We start from the raw sequence: 17,533 nt of genomic DNA on the forward strand, positions 1-17,533 counted from the left end.
CTCCTTAACGCCAGGCCTGCCCGTGTCCGTTCCCCTCTGGCTGCAACAGCGCCTTCATGCGGCAGGCGGCAGCGTGCCCTTCCGCACCTACATGGAGTGGGCCTTGCACGATCCCGAGCACGGCGCCTACGGCGCTGGCCGTCTGAGCATCGGCCGCGCCGGTGATTTCGTGACCGCCCCTGCGCTCGGCCCGGAATTCGCCGCCCTGCTGGCCCCCCAGCTGGCCCAGTGGCTGCAGCAGCTGGACACCGCCAGGACGCTGTCGCTGGTGGAGACAGGCCCGGGCGAGGGGCAGCTGGCGGCGCAACTGGCGCAGGCACTGGTGGCCGGCTGGCCCCAGCTGGCTGCCCGCACCGAACTGGTGCTGGTGGAACCCAATCCCGGCATGGCTGCCCGCCAGCGGGAGCGGCTGCAGCACTGCCCGCTGCCGGTGCGCTGGAGCAGTTTTCGGCAGCTGGCGGACGCTCCGCTGGCCGGCGTGGTGGTGGCCCATGAGGTGCTGGATGCCCTGGCGGTGGAGCGGATCGTTTCGGACGGGGCGGCCTGGCGCCGCCAGCGGGTGACACTCCACGAGGGGACGTTGCGGATGGAGCCGGGCGAACCCCTGGAGCCGGAGGCAGTGGCGCGGCTGCAGCCCCTGGGGCTGGCGACGCCGGGCGCCCAGCGGCCTGCGGGCTGGTGCAGCGAATTGCATCCTGGCCTGGAGCCCTGGCTGGCGGCCTGCGGCGCGGCGCTGGGGCAAGGACGGCTGCTGGTGATCGACTACGCCCTGGAGGCCTGGCGCTACTACGCGCCCTCGCGCTGCGACGGCACCTTGATGGCCTACCGGGAGCAGCGGGCCAGCGGCGATCCTCTGCTGGAGCCGGGCGCGTGGGATCTCACCGCCCACCTGTGCATCGACAGCCTGATAGCGGCAGCGGCGGCAAGCGGCTGGCAGCTGCTGGGCCAGCGCCGCCAGGGCGAAGCCCTGCTCGCCCTGGGCCTGGCCCAGCGCCTGCACGGGCTGCAGCAATCGAGCGGGCACGGCGTGGATCTGGCCGATTTGCTGGCACGCCGCGAAGCCCTGCTACGGCTGGTGGATCCCACCGCCCTAGGTGACTTCAGCTGGCTGGCCTTCCAGCGCAGCGCTAGCGAGGGTGAGATCCCGGCGGCAAGCCAGTTTCTGCAGGACCCCGATCCCACCGAAGCTGGCTGAAGCTGCAGCGAGCTGAGGGATCCCTGGCTCCGGATCAGGTAGCAAACCGGGTGATCGTGCGCAGTCCCACCAGTTGCCGCACACGGCGGGCATCGGCGGGGTCAAGCTCCAGCTGCACATCCACCACGCCATCGGTGGGGGCGCCATCGGCGGGATTCACCTGGCGCACCCGCGCCGCCAGGCTGCCGGGGAAGGCGCCGCTGAGGCTGCTGATGCGGGCCGGCTGTCCCAGACGGATGCGGGTCAGATCGCTGGCATCCACTTCGGCGATCGCTTCGAGCCGGTCGCTGGTGCCCAGCTCCAGCACGTTCATCACCCCCGGCCGCTCGCCCACGCGGGCGTAAAGCCGCAGCACCTTGCCGTCCATCGGGGCACGCAAGGCACTGTTTTCCAGCTCAACGTCGGTGCGGGCGATGGCCTGGCGGTTGCTCTCCATGCCGGCCTGGAGCTCCACCAACTGCTGCTCGCGCTGCTGCAGATCGGCGCGGGAGAGGGCCCCGACCTGCACCAGCGGCCGGAAGCGTTCCACATCGGCCTGAACGCGGTCTGCCTGGAGGCGCAGCTGCTCGGAGCGGCGCTGCAGCAACTGGCGCTCTGCCTGCAGGGCAGGGCCGCTGTCGAAGCGGGCCAGCACCTGGCCGCGCTGCACGCTGTCGCCTTCCTGCACCAGCAGTTGCACCAGGCGCGGGCTGATGCCGTTGCTGCTGAGCGGGGCGGCCAGCTTGCGGGTCTCACCCGCCAGCTCCAACCGGCCGGGCGCCGACAGCGGCTCGAAGGGCCCGCTGGCACGCAGGGCCTGCACCACCCCGGCCCCTGAGGCCAGCAGCACGATCACACCGAGGAGGCGGGAGCTCCTCATGTGCCTTCGTTCACGCCCCGGTTGATCACGCAACCGCCGCTGGCCCCGCCGATCAGCACACCAATGCGGCAGCGGTCGCGGTTGGCCTCCGCCTGCTGCTTCGACTGCTGCGCCTGGACCGGCTCCGCGCCGACCAGGGCGGCGGCCAGCACCAGGACATGGCCAGATCGACCCGTGAGCGGCATCTTCAAACAGGCAGCCAACAGATGGGCAGACCCTACCCAGCCTGCCGGGAAGCGCCATGGCCAAGTTGTGACAGGGTGTGAGATCAGCATTGGGGTGGGGCGATTGCCGTCGCCTTGACCCCCGCTGCCACAGGCCCCTGCGTCGCCACCGGCCACCGCGCCGTCTTTCGCATCAGCAGCAAGTGGGCGGCCGGCACATAGAACAGCGCCAAGGCGGTGGCGCCCACCAGCCCGCCGGACACCGCAATTGCCAGTGGCGGCCAGAAGCCGGTGGGATCGAGCATCAGCGGCAGGAAGCCGATCACGGTGGTGAGGGTGGTCGCGAGCACGTGACGGGTGCTGTGCAGCACCGCCACCGAGCCGATCAGGGCCGCCAGCCGGAAGGAGCGGAAGGAGAGCACCAACGTGGCGGTCATCAGGTGCGATGAAGTGATCTCCTTTCTGGAGGCACTGCGATAGAGACGGTGCGTCGCTGCCCTTGCCATGGCCTTGATCCCGATTGCGCTCACCATCGGCGGCAGTGACTCCGGCGGCGGCGCCGGCATCCAGGCCGACCTCAAAACGTTCAGCGCCCTGCAGGTGCATGGCTGCTCGGCGATCACCTGCGTCACGGCCCAGAACACCCGCGGCGTGGAGCGGGTGGACGCCCTGCCCCCCGAGGCCTTGCGGGCCCAGGTGGAGGCAGTGACGCGGGATCTGCCGGTGGCGGCCCTCAAGACCGGCATGCTGCTCAACCAGGGCTTGATTGAGGCCACCGCCGCCGCGATCGCCCCGCTGGCGGCCGCCCGGGTGATCGATCCGGTGATGGTGTCGCGGGCAGGGGCGGTGCTGCTGGAGCCCGAGGCGATCGAGGCCCTCAAAGCCCAGCTGCTGCCGCTGGCAGACCTGCTCACCCCCAACGTGCACGAGGCACGGCTGCTGGTCGGGCGGCCGCTGGAGAGTGCCGACGATCTGGAGCTGGCGGCGGAGCGCATCGCCGCGATGGGGCCCAAGGCGGTGCTGATCAAGGGCGGCGGGCTGCGAGGCCTGCGCGGCAGCGACGTGCTCTGGCGGGACGGCCGCATCCAGTGGTTCCGCCTGGAGCCGATCGACACGCCCCACAGCCACGGCAGCGGTTGCACCCTCTCGGCGGCGATCACAGCCGAGCTGGCCCGTGGCGCCGCACTGGAAGCGGCGATCCATACCGCCAAGGCCTTCGTAGCGGGCGGCTTACGCCATGCCCTGGCGATCGGCGGCGGCCAGGGGCCGCTGTGCCATTGGCATCAGGCGTTGGGGTGAAGCTGCGATCCACTGCCCCTTGCTGCTGCGCAGCAGGCGTCAAGGGATGACGGTCTCGATGTCATCGAAGGCGCGCGCGAAGGCGGGGCGGCGCCCCAGCAGGGCCAGGTAGCGCTGGAAGATGCGCTCGCCGCAGAGACCAATGGAGCGGGCCCAGAGCACGTTGTGGCCCATGACCAGATCGGCGGCAGTGAAGGCGGTGCTGCAGATGTGGGGGTGCCGGCGCAGGCGCTCGGCCAGCTGGGGTTCCACCTGCTCCTGGAAGCGGCGGCGGGCGCGTTCGACCTCACCGGGGTCCCGTTCCGGCTGTGGCAGCAGCTTCTCGTGCAGCCGGAGCTGCCAGAGCAGGCGATCGACGCTGGTGGCACCGAACTGGAGCATCTGGAGCACGTCGGCGCGCTGCGGGGAGGCGGGCTCGGGCGGCAGCAGGCAGGCGGCGGGGTAGGCGTCCGCCAGGAACAGCACGATCGCGGCGCTCTCGATCAGGGTCTGCACGCTGCCGTCGTCGCGGACCACCTGCAGCACCGGCACGGAACGGTTGGGGTTGAGGGCCGCAAAGGCGGGGGCGAACTGGTCGCCCGCCGCCAGATCGAGGCGCTCCAGCACGAAGGCCTCGCCCACGACCTCATGCAGCGCCCAGCGCACACGGGCGCTGCGGGTGGCGGGGGCGTGAAACAGCTTGAGCTGGGCGATGGTCATGGGGGAAACAGCTCGGCGGCAGGGCCGCTTCAGGGCTCTGGTTGGAGAACGCGACCCGTCAGGCGCACGGCCAGCATCGCCGCGGCGATGCCGCCGGTGGCAACGGTGATCCTCTGGCCGGTGGTTCCGGCTTGGTAAGGGCCGCGCTCCAGCACCACGACATCGGCCAGGGAGGCTGACCGCTGGGCGTGCCAGCGGGTGCACCCTCTGCATCAGGCGTATCGCATCGCCAAGGCCTCGACTGCGCCCGCGCCCCTGGGTCGATTTACTGTGCCTCGCGGTGACTTGACCTGCCCGGGCGCCATGGTTCTGTCCCTTCCCAGCCAAACCTGCGTGCTCGTGGTGGGAGCTGGCCCCACCGGATTGCTGCTGGCCGGAGAGCTGCAGCGCCGCGGCGTTCCCAACCTGTTGATCGACGCCCGCGCTGAAGCCCTGCATTGGGACCGGGCCACGGTGATCCACCCGCGCTCGCTGGAAATCTTCGAGGCTCTCGGGCTGGTGGATCGGTTTCTCGAGGCTGGCTGCCGGCAGCGAAGAATCCTGATCCACGCCGATGGCCAGCGGCTGGGGGAACTGGATCTGGCCGACTGCGGCAGCCGCTATGGCTTCAATCTCGGCCTTTCCGAAGAGGTGACCGAAGCGATCCTCAAGGACCATCTCGAGGGGGAGGGGGGCACGGTGGACTGCGATGGGCGGGTGCAGACCGTGCAGGCCCGCTGGGTGGTGGGCTGCGACGGCCTGCGCAGCACCACCCGCGAACTGAGCGGGCTCAGCTTCGAGGGCCATGGCATCGCCCGCCCCTGGGCCGTGTTCGATGCCGCGGTGGAGGGCTGGGCTGAGAGCCAAGAGGTCAATGCGGCCTACCTCGACCCATCGCCTCTGATCCTCACGGCCCTGCCCGAAGGCCGCTGGCGGGTGTACCTGCGGCCCGCAGGCGACCAGGGCGACCTGGTGGCGGAGGCCGCCGCCGTGCTGCGGCGCTACTTGCCGGAGGCCCGCTTCAGCGCCGTGGAGAACCCCAGCCGTTTCCACTGCCACAGCCGGGTGGCCAGCGCCTTCTGCGCCGGGCCGGTGTTTGTGGCCGGCGATGCCGCCCACGTGTGCTCCCCCGCCGAGGGGCACGGCATGAACTGCGGGCTGCAGGATGCCGCCAACCTGGCCTGGAAGCTGGCCCTGGTGCACCAAGGCGCCGCTGACCCCTCCCTGCTGGACAGCTACGAGCAGGAGCGGCGTCCGGTGGCGCAGCAGATCTGCCGCTCCAGCGACGCCACCGAGCAGGCCCACTTACTGCAGGACAGCGGCGAGCGTGCCGCCCGCGACCGGGCGATCGCCGCCATGCTGGCCAATCCGGTGGCCAGCCAGCAGGAAGCGGTGGCGGAAGCCGAGATGAACGTGAGCTACGCCAGCTCGGCGATCTTGAGCGGCAGCGAGAGCCAGCCCCACGGCTTCGCAGAAGCCTTCGGCTTAGGCGCCGGCCAACGGCTGCCCACCACGATCGCGGTGCCACCCGATGCCGGCGCGAGCCTTCTGCACACGCTCACACACCGGTGCGGCCACACGCTGCTGCTGCTGGCGGGCCCCGAGACGCCCCCGGAGGCACTCGCGTGCCTGCAGGCCGAACTGGAGGCCGACAGGGCTGCCGGCACGGTCCCGCAGGTCTTGGTGGAGGCGGTGGTGTCCCTACGGCTGGAGGAAGCGTCCAGCCTGGGTCTGGGGCCCCTCACGCTTCTGGCCGTGCGGCCCGACGGCTTCATCGCCCTGCGAGCCGACACCGATCACCGCAGCGCGGTGCAGCGGTATGTCGCGCTGTTGAGGGGTCGCTGACGCGCTCCGCTTCGCCAGGATGGGGACCTCAGCGTCAGGGCCCTGCCCAGGCCGCCCCAACCCGAACGTTCCGTGCCGTCATCCGTGCCGATATCCGCGCCGTCAACAGAGCCCGCACCAGCCGCGGCACCAGCGCCGACGACAGCTGAGCCGACAACAACCACGTTCGCGGCGTTCGCGCAACGGGCCGACTATTCGCTGCTGGATTCGCTGCAGGCGGATCCGCAGGCCACGGCCGATGGCGTTGATCACCAGCCCCGCCAGGTGTTCTCCGGTCATTACGTGCCGGTCACGCCCACGCCACTTCCAGCGCCAGAGCTGGTGGCACACAGCAGCACCCTCTTCCACGAGCTGGGACTGAGCGAATCACTGGTCCATGACGACCAGTTCCGGCGTCTGTTTTCCGGCGACATCAGCGCGGCCACAGAGCCGATGCGGCCCTACGGCTGGGCCACCGGTTATGCCCTCTCGATCTACGGCAGCGAATACATCCAGCAGTGCCCGTTCGGCACCGGCAACGGCTACGGCGATGGCCGGGCCCTTTCCGTGTTCGAAGGCGTGTTCAACGGCCGGCGTTGGGAGATGCAACTGAAGGGCGGTGGGCCCACGCCCTATTGCCGTGGCGCCGATGGCCGCGCCGTGCTGCGCTCCAGCGTGCGCGAGTTTCTGGCGCAGGAGTTCATGCACGCCCTGGAGGTGCCCACCTCCCGCTCCCTCACGCTCTATGTATCGCGATCCGAAACCGTGCGCCGGCCCTGGTACACGCCGAACTCCCGCTCGTTCGATCCCGACATCCTGGTGAGCAACCCGGCAGCGATCACCACGCGCGTGGCGCCCTCCTTCCTGCGGGTGGGCCAGCTGGAGCTGTTCGCCCGCCGTGTCCGCCGCCAGGCCCATCCGGAGGCGCTGAACGAGTTGCGGATGATCGTGGCCCACCTGATCGAGCGCAACTACCGGCAGGAGATTGAACCGGGTCTGCAGTTCAGCGACCAGGTGCTGGAGCTGGCGGGATTGTTCCGCGCGCGGCTCACTTCACTGGTGGCGAACTGGATCCGCGTGGGCTACTGCCAGGGGAATTTCAACAGCGACAACTGCGCGGCAGGCGGCTACACCCTCGACTACGGGCCCTTCGGCTTCTGTGAACTGTTTGATCCCAGATTTCAACCCTGGACCGGCGGCGGCGAGCATTTCAGCTTCTTCAACCAACCGGCAGCGGCTGAAGCCAACTTCCAGATGTTCTGGTCCGCCCTGCGGTCACTGCTCGAGGACAACACGGAGGCCCTGGCCAGGCTGGATCAGATCCGCGACGGCTTCGCCGAAGCGATGCAGCAGGAGATCGAGGTGATGTGGGCCAGCAAGCTCGGCCTGATCTCCTACGACGCCACGTTGGTGAACGAGCTGCTGCAACTGATGGTGCACTCCAAGGTCGACTACACGATCTTGTTCCGCAGGCTGTCTGCCATCCCCGAGCAACTCTCCGCTCTGAATGAGAGCTTCTACCTACCGAATTCAGATGAGCTCGATAGGCAATGGACGCAGTGGTTGCAACGCTGGCGTGCTCAGATCACGGCCAATGGCAACCTCAACGAGACATCTGCAGCGATGAAGCGTGTGAACCCTGCAGTGACCTGGCGTGAATGGCTGATCGCGCCGGCTTATCAACAGGCTGCCGAAGGCGACACCACAGCGATCCAGGAGTTGCAGGCGGTGTTCCGCCATCCCTACGCAGAGTTGAGCCCGGAACTGGCGGCCACCTACGACCGCCTCAAGCCCAGGGAGTTCTTCAACGCCGGAGGAGTGTCCCACTACAGCTGCTCGTCCTGAGCCGAACCTGTCCACACCCAGCCGTGTGTCCATGCGGGGCAACAGAGAGTCCGTGCGCCTTCCCGCGGAGCTTCGCCAAGGTGAAGGTGAGCTTCGATCAGGACTCAATCTCCTGCTCAAGCATTCCCTTCTCCGTCGTGTAGGCCAAGCCGGCTGTGCCGAGGTGCCGGTGGTGGGCGAAGCGGCGGGCGAAGGATCGTTTGCGGTCGAGGCGCTGAGTGGGGGAGCTGGCGCTGCGCGCCCAGCCGGTGCGAAGACTGTTGCGCTCCTCAATGGGGCGGTTGCGCCAGCGCAGGGCCGCCAGCCGCAGCAGCGGGATCGCGATCAGCAGAAGGGCGTAACCGATGCTGAACCAGGCCAGGCCCGCCAGCAGGGGCGGCGTGGGCCGAAGGATATCGAACAGCATCGGGGCGAGCAGAAGCAGGGCGCCACTGAGCACGGCGTAGGCCCAGCGCACGTCCGAGCTTGCACGGCTGAAGACACACCGCCGCTCCCGCAGCGGTGGTGAGGGGCGATCCGCAGCAAGGGCCTGGCCACGGCCGTGTGCAGGCTTGGCGAGCCCGGAGCACACCTGCAGGCTCGGGAAGTGATAGGCAAACTCGCCCTGTTCACTCACCTCCGGGCGGCCATCGAAGCGCAGCAGCACCGGCAGCATCGCGGCATCGGCGATCTCACCGGCCCGTTCACCGTCGGCGGGCCGGCGGGGCAGATCCAGCAGAGGGGCCAGATCCTCGGCAATCACGGCTCCACCACGATGGGCGATGAAGCAGCCGATGCGGCGCCAACGCCGCTGCTCCAGGTTGCGGTTGGGATCGCCATCGCCGAAGAGCACCGAAAACAGCGACTCCAGAAGCTCCAGGTCGTCCTGGATGGCTTTCTGCCGTTGCAAGGCGACCGGATCATCATCCTGAAGGCGGTGGCCCCTGGCGAGGCCGGCCACGCTGTCGCCCACGCCCAGCACAACGTGCAGCAGCAGACCAGCCATGGCTTTGAGGAACTCCGCGGAGGCCGGAATCCGGCCGGTCACCATCAGGCCAGTGACCAGCAGCAACGCCAGCAACGTCAGAAGCGTGCCGATCAGAAGGCGGACCAGCCGGCTGGACTGCCGCCAGAGCCAGCCGAGCGTGACCCCCAACCGCAACCGCCAGGAACGCGCCAGCAACCTTCGCCAAAGATGGCGTGGGAAGTGATAAGCCACGCTGCCGTCGTTGCTCACCCGCAGAGACGCCCCAGCGGCTACCGCCAGCTCCAGCAGCTGGCGCTCCATCAGCTCCAGGGAGAGGCCCGTGCGGGATGCCGCCTCTCCGGCGGTGAGAGCCCCACCGCGCTCCCCCAGCAACCGCAATAGCTCAGGTTGAGCTGCAGTGAGACGGATCATCGAGGTTGTGGCAGTGGAGGATGGAACCGAGCATCAGCACCGCCGCGGAGTTCCAGTGGGAACGATGATGCTGCCCGGCACGCGCCCAACCCCACGGGCCAACAAACAGGAAAGACAGCAACACCACCCCCAGCTGCAAGCAGGGCGGCAGCCACACGGGGGTTATCGCTGAGATGGTTGATGGCTGCGGTTGGTTGATGCGGTTCGTGAACACCTTGGTGGCGAGGCAGGACACCTGAACCAAGCTGCTGGTCTGGATCTGGATTCAGCGTTGGGCCCTTCACTGATGCTCCCACTCTGCACACGGCACCTGGTGATGATGACACTGGCCTTCTTTCTCGCTGGCTGTGAGCATCTCCTGAAGCCGAAGCCCTTTCTGCTGCGTTGCCAGCTCGAGGAAGGTTCGCTGAAGACCGTCCGCGTCAATCCCCGCCAGCAACAAGTACAGGAACTGGATCCCCGTACGTTGGACAGGACGAACACCTTCTGGAACTCCGACATCCCAGATCCGGCTGCGCGAGGTCTGGTGGATGAGACGCTCGTGAGGATCACCTCGCAGGAGGTTCACTGGGAGGTGAAGCGGTATCGCCCACAGATGGAGTGGGAGACCAACACCGTCGATCTCCAAAACCTCAGCTACAAGGGTGAAACCGGTTCGTTCACCGATCGTGAACCCGCCAAGTGGAACTCAAAGGGTGTCTGCCAGAAGCTCGATGATGTTCCTGAGGCTTCTACCGAGGCTGAATAGGGTCCACACCTTTCCGGCGACCAAGGCGTTGGCGGGTGGCCAAGCGGCCGTTCACCCTCGTGGCTCTCATCGCGGACAAACCCCAGACACCGGAACGGCTCGGTGACACCCCCGGCCCGGCCGGCCTCCTGCCGGTGTTCTCGCTCCGCCAATGGAACCAGGAGGGGCCGAGGGCCAGGTCGCGGTAGCGGGTGGAGGGTAAGACGAGGGCTTAGCTTTTGCGCAGGGTGATGAACAGTAGGTCGGTCGCGCAGGTCCGGTGCCAGATCACGCCTTCGCGGTGGATGCACAGGGCGTCGGCGGTGAGAGTGGCAATGGCTAAGTGGTGGGAGGATCCTTGTCCAACGCTGCCAAGAGAGAGCATCTCAGGCCAGGCAGGTCATTCTGGATCGAATCCCAGAGAATCAGCTGATCCACGGCTTCGTACACATGGATGATTCTGTTCCGTGTTCCAACGATGCGGCGTACATCTGGAATGATCACGAGCACACTTGGATCGGCTTCAAGTGCTCGCTTGAGAGCCTCTCCGATGATTTCAAATTTGCGCTCCACAGCTGATTGGATCAGCTCATCGTCAAGGTAGTGGTCAAGCGTGCAGTTCTCGATGAAGCGTTCAATTGCTTCGATTGCCTCCAAGGCGTCAAGCAGGCGTTTCAGCGCCTCCCTTCGCCTGTCAGAGTTCCAGGAGAAGCCGGCGTGAGGCGTCCACGTCCTTCCGGAAATAGGGATTGTGAATCATGGATTCCGTCAAGAGATCGACCGGACGGCCGAAGAGGGCTTCCAATTCATCGGCGAAGGAGCAGAAGCGTCGGGCGTAGCCAGGCTCCCGTTGGCCTGTCATCTGCACGATGAAGTCCAGGTCACTGCTGGCAGGGTCGAACAGGCCCTTCGCCGCCGAGCCGAACACTTCGAGCCGATCCACGCCGTAGCGGTTGCAGAGGTGCCTGAGCGGCTCCAACCGATCGGCCAGTAAGGGCAGCAGCGGGGCAACCGTGTCCATGGGGTCAGGCTAATGGACCTTTCAGTCCCTCACACCGCCAACGCCAGCTCCGGCACGAACGCCGCCGGAATCGCCCTGTGCAGCCGCCAACGAATCGCCATCGGCCGCTCGCCCTCGTGGCTCACGTAATCGCCAAAACCGAGGCAAAGAAACGGCAGCGTCACCCCGCCGCGCTTGTTCTACTCCCGCACGAACAGCATCACCCGGCTGCCGCCCTCGGCGTGGTGGATGTAGCGCTGGCCCGTGGGTGAGGCTTCCCGGGTGAGGCTCTGGCTCTCCCAGTGGAACTCCCACGGGGAGATGGCGTAGTCGTTGTAGCGAGTGGTGGGGGAGAACAGCCGCTCACTCTTCTTGAGGGTGATGAAGAACACGTCGCACTGGATGGCGTCATCAAAGAACACGCCCTCGCGGCCAGGGAAACGGCGGGCCTCGTTCAGCAACCCAAAGGCGGCGAACACCTCGGCGCGGGAATAGCGGCTGTGGAGTTTGAGGGGAATGGGAGGCGCATCGGCACGGCCCCAGTCGAGCGGCGCCACCAGGTGGTCGGTGCGCTCGTGCAGTAGCTCGAACAGCTCCACCAGTTCGGCGCGGAGGTCGGCGGCGGCCCAGAGCCGGACGAGGGCCTCGACCAGGGGCACGTGGTGCTGGCCGCTGCCCCACAGCTGGGCCATCAGCATGCGCCAGCTGCGCTCGCTGGCGGGATCGAAGCCCGCCGGATCGGGCGCGATGGGCCGCTGCAGCTGAGCCACCAGCCAGCGCAACCGCTCCGGGTCGTCCAGGTGCAGCAATCCGCCAGCGATCCCCCGCCCCAGCCGCTCCTCATCGCCGCTGGCCGCCCCCGCCGCCAACCACCCCAACTCCCGCTGCAGCAACGCCCACGACCCCGCCACCTTGTAGAACTCCCCCACCTCCATCCCAAGCCCCTCCAGCAACCCCGCCAGCGAACAGCGCCCGAGGCGGCGGGCCTCGGCGAGCAGCTGGGGCCGGCGCGTGGGCAGCGACTCGCGCAAATTGGCCAGCACCCGCTCGCTGGCCATCCGATCGAGCTGCAGGCTGCAGCCGGCCGGCAGGAAGGGAAACCCGTTTTTGATCTGCTGCTTCAGCTGGTCGCGCGTGCCGCCGAGCAGGGCGCGGTAGCGCAGATCAAAGCGGAAGCTCCGGTGGGCCTGGCCGATGAAATCCAGCACCGTGAGGCAGCTCTTGCCCCGGCAAAGGCGCAAGCCACGGCCGAGCTGCTGCAGGAACACGATGGCGCTCTCGGTGGGCCGCAGGAACAGCACCGTGTCGATCTCGGGGATGTCGAGGCCTTCGTTGAACAGATCCACCGCAAACAGGATCTGCAGCTCGCCGGAACGCAGGCGGCGGATCTGCTCGGCGCGCTGCTCCCGGGGGCTGGAGGCATCCAGAGCGGCGGCGCGCAGGCCGGCGGCCTCGAACTTGCGGGCCATCCAATGGGCGTGCTCCACGCTCACGCAGAAGCCCAGGGCCCGCATCGAATCCAGGTTGGTGACCTTGTCTGCCAGTTCGCGCAGGATCAGGCGCAGGCGGGCGTCGTCGGCGGTGTAGAGGTTGGACAGGGCTTCGCTGGCGTAGCCGTTGCGGCGCCACTCGATCTGCGACAGATCTGTGCCGTCGTGGAGGCCGAAGTAGTGGAAGGGGCAGAGCAGGCCCTGCTCCAAGGCGCTCCAGAGGCGCAGCTCAGCGGCGATGCGGCCGTCAAACCAATGGAGGATGTCCTCGCCGCCGGTGCGCTCGGGGGTGGCGGTGAGGCCCAGCAGCAGGACGGGCGCCAGGTGGCGCAGCCAGCGCTCGTAGCTGGAGGCGGCGGCGTGGTGGAACTCATCGACGATCACCACGTCGAACGTGTCCGGCGCCAGGTCCGCCGGATCGATCCCAGCGAGCGACTGCACCGAGGCGAACACATGGCGCCACTGGCTGGGGCGCTGGCCATCCACCAGCAGCTCGCCGAAGGAGCCATCGCGCAGCACCTGGCGGAAGGTGGCGAGGCTCTGCTGCAGGATTTCGCGCCGGTGGGCCACGAACAGCAGACTCGGGTGACCCGGACCGCCCTGGCGGGCGTAATCGAGGGCGGCGATCACGGTTTTGCCCGTGCCGGTGGCGGCCACCACCAGGTTGCGCCAGCGGCCATGGAGGCTGCGCTCGGCCGACAGCTTGTCGAGGATCTCCTGCTGGTAGGCGTAGGGGCGGATGTCGAAGAAGCTGAGCGGGGTTTCGTCCGCCGCCGACTCCTCACGCACGGCCCGATCAAAGCGGCGCTGCTCCAGTTCGCTGGCCCGGTAGGGCTCGAACTCGCCCTCCTCCCAGTAGCTCTCAAAGGCGGCCTGGAACTTGGCGAGGATGCCCTCGTTGTCGTGGGCAGAGAGGCGCACGTTCCACTCCAGGCCGTCGTGCAGGGCGGCGGTGGAGAGGTTGGAGGAGCCGATGTAGGCGGTGGAGGCAGAGGGGGAGCCCGAGAGGCCGGGCCGATGGAACAGCCAGGCTTTGGCGTGCAGGCGGGTGCGGCGGGTGTCGTAGCTGACGCGCACCTCGGCGCCGTGGGCCACCAGCCAATCGATGGCGCGGCGGTCGGTGGCGCCGAGGTAGACGGTGGTGAGCACCCGCAACTGCCGGCGGGGCTGGGCCAGCAGGAACTGGCTGAGGGCCGGCTGGAGCAGGCGCAGGCCGCTCCACTTGATGAAGGCGCAGAGCAGATCGATCCGCTGGGCGGAGGGGATTTCGTGGATCAGCGCCTGCCCCACCCTTGGTTCGCCGCTGGCGTTCACCAGCAGGGTGCTTTCGGCCAGGGGTATGAGCGGGCGGACGGTTTCGGCCTGGCCGGGCATGAGTGCCGTGGATCGGATCTCCGAGAGCAGCCGGCCGGAGGGATGCAGCAAGTCGCCCGTGGAGATGGCGCGGGGGGCCTGGCTCTGGAGCAGGCCCACCAGTTGGTTCACCAGAGCCAGCTGGTGCTCAGGGGTGGCGCCACCGCTTAGGTGCTCCAGGGCAATCCGGGCCAGACCTGCCAGGTGTCGGGCCAGCAGGCGCGGGGCTTCCTGAGGGTCCAGTCCCTCGGTTTCGACCAGGGCTCCCTGCAGGTCGCGCAGTTGCTGCGCCAGGCCCTCGGTGAGGAGTTGCTGGTAGAGGCCGGGGGCTGGTGCCTGTTCGGGCATGGCAAACCAGACTCCTGAACTGCGGTATTTGCCCTGTATCGCCAGCCAGGAATCGGACTGGCCTGTGGCGATGTTATGCGGATCCGGATAACGTGTCAGCCAGTATTGACGACCAAGACCGGATGCTTGCTCCAGCGAGGGATCCGCTCAGTGAAGCCAAGCCCCTTTATTCGTCTTATGCGGGAGGAGGGGTAGCAAGAGTGAGTCTATGCGGATACGCCCAATCAGCGTTACGTGCAATCGGAAATGATGCAAAGAGTAATCTGCGGGCATTCTTGATTGTCATGACACAAATTGAAAAAACCGAGACGACTTGGGAAGTAGGCGTTGAGCATGGATTTTGAAATATTAATTGATTGCTCTTTTGCAGAGATAACTTTAGATCAATCACTAGCCCCAGTAGATAAAAAGTACACTACAAGCTTTCTTAATGATTTCGAGGATGGCAAGTGGAGGTATTCGAAGTTTCAGAGTTTTATCTGGGATAACATTGCTGAGACTTCGCTTTCATATAAGGAAAGGGAGTCTTTGGTTAATCATTCCCTGCTCGTAGCAGCAGCTAAGAACTTACGCCTTACAGACTCTGATAAAGAAGATATTGGTCGAGGGAGCGAGCTTGCCGAAATTGTTCTTTACGGGCTGATGAAGCATCATTATCAGGCACTTCCTGTTGTCCCAAAGATCTTTTACAAACAGAATTCACAAGATAATGCAAAAGGTGCTGACAGCGTTCATATAGTGGTGGCGCCTAATGGCGATTTCTCGATATGGTTCGGTGAGGCCAAGTTCTATAGCAATATTGAAGATGCACGACTATCAAGCATTGTTACCTCAGTAGAAAACTCACTCAAAACAGACAAGTTAAAAAAGGAAAACTCAATAATAACCAATGTCCAGGACTTTAACGAGCTTTTGATTGATGAAGAAGTAAAGGAATCAATCATAAAGACGCTTTCTAGCAAAAGCTCAATAGATGATTTAAAGCCTAGATTGCACATACCCATTTTGATTATGTACGAGTGTGAAATAACCGCAAAATCGACACAAGCTGATGAGCGTTACAAAAGTGAGATTTTGACCTTTCATTGCGACAGGGCTACAAGCTATTTCAAGAAGCAGATAAAGAAGCTTAAAGATAGCATTCATCTATATTCCGACATAACGTTTCACGTAATTCTTTTCCCTGTTCCTAACAAGGGCAAGATAGTGGATATGTTCGTGAAAAATGTCGAACACTACAAGGGTCAATAAATGAATATCTTTGAAACCTGTAGAATAATCAGCGATCACATCCAAAGTGGAGATCACTTGTCAGCAAGAAATGAGCTAATAAAGGTTCTGCATTTTCACGAAATGGAGAGTGTTCCCTATTCCCCTCTCGTGAATCACCTAATTCGTGAAACCGGACTTTATCCGTATCTAGATCCTGAAACGTCGAGCTGGGAAGATAGATTTGTCTATGAATCATTTAAGGTTGACATAGGCTTTGAGTTGCCTGTCACCTTGCATAGAGAGCAGTCTCTGCTACTAAAGAAATTACTGGAAGGAAAAGTCTAGCAGTTAGTGCGCCGACCAGTTTCGGCAAGAGCTTTGTGATAGATGCCTTTATATCAATGAGTAACCCTAATAATATTGTTATTATTGTGCCTACAATAGCCCTTGCGGATGAGACAAGAAGAAGGCTTCAGCAGAAGTTTTCTGGTGATTACAAAATAATCACGACAACTGAAGTTGAAATTTCCGATAAAAACATTTTTATATTTCCACAGGAAAGAGCGATTTCCTATATAGACAAGCTAAATGCTATTGATGTTCTCGTCATTGATGAATTTTACAAAGCAAGTGCTGAGCATGATAAGGAGCGCGCGCCCTCGTTACTTCGAGCTATGATCCGGCTTGGAAAGATATCAAAGCAGAAATATTTTCTTGCTCCAAACATATCGGCTCTTAGAGATAACCCGTTTACGAGAGATGTCGAGTTTATTCACTTGGACTTTAACACCGTATTTCTTGAAAAACACAACCTATATGAAAAGATTGGGAATGATGTAGCCAAAAAAAGTGCGGCACTTTTGTCCTTGATAAAGGATAGGCACCAAAAAACGCTTATATACGCAGGAACTTATAGCAACATAACCCAGATATCTAATCTGATTATAGATAAGTTGTCTTCTCGTAAAGGCGGCATCTTAACAGAATTTTCCAGGTGGCTATCGAAGAATTACACCAGAAATTGGCCCTTAACATCAATGATTGATAGGGGGTTTGGTGTACATAATGGGAAGCTTCATAGGTCACTAACGCAAATACAGATAAGGCTTTTCGAAATCGAAGACGGGCTGAAAGGCATTGTATCAACATCGTCTATAATTGAAGGGGTGAACACCTCCGCTGAGAATGTCGTTATCTGGCAAAATAAGAACGGAAGAAGCAAATTAAAAGATTTCACGTATAGGAACATAATTGGCAGAGGCGGAAGGATGTTCAAGCACTTTGTCGGCAACATTTATCTGCTTGACGCCCCTCCAGACCCGTCTGAATCTCAGCTCAACATAGACTTTCCAGACGATCTTTTTCCCGACTTAGACGAAAATGATTTCAAGGAAGATTTAACTTCAGATCAGCTTGCAAAAATAATCAGCGATAAAGAAGAAATGGCCGAGCTTCTAGGGGTGGACTCATATGAGTCGATTTCTAAGGAAAGCATATTTCAAAGCAGCAGCACCGCCACAATCCTTAAAGTCGCTAGAGAAATATCAAGGGCTCCAGAAGAATGGAAAAATTTGTCTTATCTGAATTCTTTGAATCCAGATGATTGGGACTACTCCCTCTATAGGCTGCTAAGGATGGCTCCGACTGGGTGGGATGCTAGTTATACAGATATAGTCAATTGTACGAAAACAATATCGGATGGCTGGGAGCTCCCGTTTCCTCAGCTTTTGGAAAACCTGAACGACCAAAATATTAGTGTCGACAGTTTTTTTGGACTAGAGAGAAGTATCACTTATAAGCTTTCAGCTTTGCTCAATGATGTGAATGCTATACTGAAAAAATTAGGAAGTACAACAGTTGATATTTCTCCATTCATATTCAAAGTCTCACATGCATTCCTTCCCCCTGTAGTCTATCAGCTAGAAGAGTATGGTCTCCCACGGATGATCTCCAGAAAGGTGCATGATGCTAATGTTATCGACTTTGAAAAGAAAGATAATGATCTACACTGCGTCATTAATCAGTTTTTAGATATTGGTCTTCAGGAAATCGTGGCTAATGTACCCAACCTGGATAAGTTCGATATTTTCATTCTGAGCTACTTCTATGATGGAATCACGCTCAAAAGGTAGGGCGAGCCAGGAAGCATGTAACGTCCAGA

General features: G+C 62.9%; 18 protein-coding genes. 8 read left to right on the top strand and 10 right to left on the bottom strand.

The features are described from left to right. The first annotated feature begins 22 nt into the window (after positions 1–22). Positions 23–1,195 (top strand): class I SAM-dependent methyltransferase, encoded by a 1,173-nt coding sequence (locus tag ACWJI3_RS02585; RefSeq protein ID WP_480202756.1) that lies wholly within the window; start codon positions 23–25, stop codon positions 1,193–1,195. A gap of 34 nt (positions 1,196–1,229) precedes the next feature. On the opposite strand, the gene ACWJI3_RS02590 is transcribed toward ACWJI3_RS02585, so the two are convergent. From ACWJI3_RS02590 to ACWJI3_RS02600, 3 genes are all read right to left on the bottom strand, one after another. Then, positions 1,230–2,054: an HlyD family efflux transporter periplasmic adaptor subunit gene (locus tag ACWJI3_RS02590; protein ID WP_255099269.1), complete on the bottom strand. Its 825-nt coding sequence runs from the start codon at positions 2,052–2,054 to the stop codon at positions 1,230–1,232. Next, the gene (locus tag ACWJI3_RS02595; RefSeq protein ID WP_480202757.1) at positions 2,051–2,239 is read right to left on the bottom strand and encodes a hypothetical protein; all 189 of its coding nucleotides are present in this window, start codon (positions 2,237–2,239) and stop codon (positions 2,051–2,053) included. The genes ACWJI3_RS02590 and ACWJI3_RS02595 overlap by 4 nt, the downstream gene beginning before the upstream one ends. Positions 2,240–2,322: 83 nt before the next feature. Then, complete coding sequence (locus ACWJI3_RS02600; RefSeq protein WP_480202758.1) at positions 2,323–2,655, bottom strand: efflux RND transporter permease subunit; 333 nt, start codon at positions 2,653–2,655, stop codon at positions 2,323–2,325. A gap of 67 nt (positions 2,656–2,722) precedes the next feature. On the opposite strand from ACWJI3_RS02600, the gene thiD reads away from it, so the two are divergent. Continuing rightward, the gene (gene thiD / locus ACWJI3_RS02605) at positions 2,723–3,517 is read left to right on the top strand and encodes a bifunctional hydroxymethylpyrimidine kinase/phosphomethylpyrimidine kinase (RefSeq protein ID WP_480202759.1); all 795 of its coding nucleotides are present in this window, start codon (positions 2,723–2,725) and stop codon (positions 3,515–3,517) included. A 39-nt stretch (positions 3,518–3,556) separates the two neighbouring features. Here thiD and ACWJI3_RS02610 read toward each other — a convergent pair whose 3' ends face one another. Beyond that, a complete protein-coding gene (locus tag ACWJI3_RS02610) occupies positions 3,557–4,216 on the bottom strand; it encodes a glutathione S-transferase family protein (protein ID WP_480202760.1) in 660 nt (219 codons plus the stop codon). Between the two features lie 41 nt (positions 4,217–4,257). On the opposite strand from ACWJI3_RS02610, the gene ACWJI3_RS02615 reads away from it, so the two are divergent. From ACWJI3_RS02615 to ACWJI3_RS02625, 3 genes are all read left to right on the top strand, one after another. Then, positions 4,258–4,395: a hypothetical protein gene (locus ACWJI3_RS02615; RefSeq protein WP_158217410.1), complete on the top strand. Its 138-nt coding sequence runs from the start codon at positions 4,258–4,260 to the stop codon at positions 4,393–4,395. A gap of 124 nt (positions 4,396–4,519) precedes the next feature. After that, positions 4,520–6,040, top strand: coding sequence for an FAD-dependent monooxygenase (locus tag ACWJI3_RS02620; protein WP_480202761.1), 1,521 nt, complete (start codon positions 4,520–4,522; stop codon positions 6,038–6,040). A 90-nt stretch (positions 6,041–6,130) separates the two neighbouring features. Beyond that, a complete protein-coding gene (locus ACWJI3_RS02625) occupies positions 6,131–7,864 on the top strand; it encodes a protein adenylyltransferase SelO (protein WP_480202990.1) in 1,734 nt (577 codons plus the stop codon). A 97-nt stretch (positions 7,865–7,961) separates the two neighbouring features. Here ACWJI3_RS02625 and ACWJI3_RS02630 read toward each other — a convergent pair whose 3' ends face one another. Together ACWJI3_RS02630 and ACWJI3_RS02635 are read right to left on the bottom strand one after the other, a co-directional pair. Continuing rightward, the gene (locus tag ACWJI3_RS02630; RefSeq protein WP_480202762.1) at positions 7,962–9,242 is read right to left on the bottom strand and encodes a hypothetical protein; all 1,281 of its coding nucleotides are present in this window, start codon (positions 9,240–9,242) and stop codon (positions 7,962–7,964) included. Then, entirely contained in the window at positions 9,214–9,486 is a 273-nt protein-coding gene (locus ACWJI3_RS02635; RefSeq protein ID WP_480202763.1) for a hypothetical protein, read from the bottom strand. The genes ACWJI3_RS02630 and ACWJI3_RS02635 overlap by 29 nt, the downstream gene beginning before the upstream one ends. Positions 9,487–9,561: 75 nt before the next feature. On the opposite strand from ACWJI3_RS02635, the gene ACWJI3_RS02640 reads away from it, so the two are divergent. Continuing rightward, a complete protein-coding gene (locus tag ACWJI3_RS02640; protein ID WP_144036888.1) occupies positions 9,562–9,990 on the top strand; it encodes a hypothetical protein in 429 nt (142 codons plus the stop codon). Between the two features lie 318 nt (positions 9,991–10,308). Here ACWJI3_RS02640 and ACWJI3_RS02645 read toward each other — a convergent pair whose 3' ends face one another. From ACWJI3_RS02645 to ACWJI3_RS02660, 4 genes are read right to left on the bottom strand one after another with little or no spacing between them, the layout of a single operon-like run. Continuing rightward, entirely contained in the window at positions 10,309–10,626 is a 318-nt protein-coding gene (locus ACWJI3_RS02645; RefSeq protein ID WP_480202764.1) for a HepT-like ribonuclease domain-containing protein, read from the bottom strand. 37 nt (positions 10,627–10,663) lie between these two features. Next, positions 10,664–10,990, bottom strand: coding sequence for a nucleotidyltransferase family protein (locus tag ACWJI3_RS02650; RefSeq protein WP_094510609.1), 327 nt, complete (start codon positions 10,988–10,990; stop codon positions 10,664–10,666). Between the two features lie 29 nt (positions 10,991–11,019). Continuing rightward, positions 11,020–11,154: a hypothetical protein gene (locus tag ACWJI3_RS02655; RefSeq protein ID WP_480202765.1), complete on the bottom strand. Its 135-nt coding sequence runs from the start codon at positions 11,152–11,154 to the stop codon at positions 11,020–11,022. A gap of 15 nt (positions 11,155–11,169) precedes the next feature. After that, complete coding sequence (locus ACWJI3_RS02660; RefSeq protein ID WP_480202766.1) at positions 11,170–14,160, bottom strand: DEAD/DEAH box helicase; 2,991 nt, start codon at positions 14,158–14,160, stop codon at positions 11,170–11,172. A 333-nt stretch (positions 14,161–14,493) separates the two neighbouring features. Here ACWJI3_RS02660 and ACWJI3_RS02665 point away from each other — a divergent pair, with 333 nt between their 5' ends. Both ACWJI3_RS02665 and ACWJI3_RS02670 read left to right on the top strand, forming a co-directional pair. Then, positions 14,494–15,411: a HamA C-terminal domain-containing protein gene (locus ACWJI3_RS02665; protein ID WP_480202991.1), complete on the top strand. Its 918-nt coding sequence runs from the start codon at positions 14,494–14,496 to the stop codon at positions 15,409–15,411. Positions 15,412–15,695: 284 nt separating this feature from the next. Further along, the gene (locus ACWJI3_RS02670; RefSeq protein ID WP_480202992.1) at positions 15,696–17,504 is read left to right on the top strand and encodes a DEAD/DEAH box helicase; all 1,809 of its coding nucleotides are present in this window, start codon (positions 15,696–15,698) and stop codon (positions 17,502–17,504) included. Positions 17,505–17,533: the final 29 nt, after the last annotated feature.

It is taken from the genome of Marcopretia estuarina LEGE 06307, assembly GCF_056633115.1.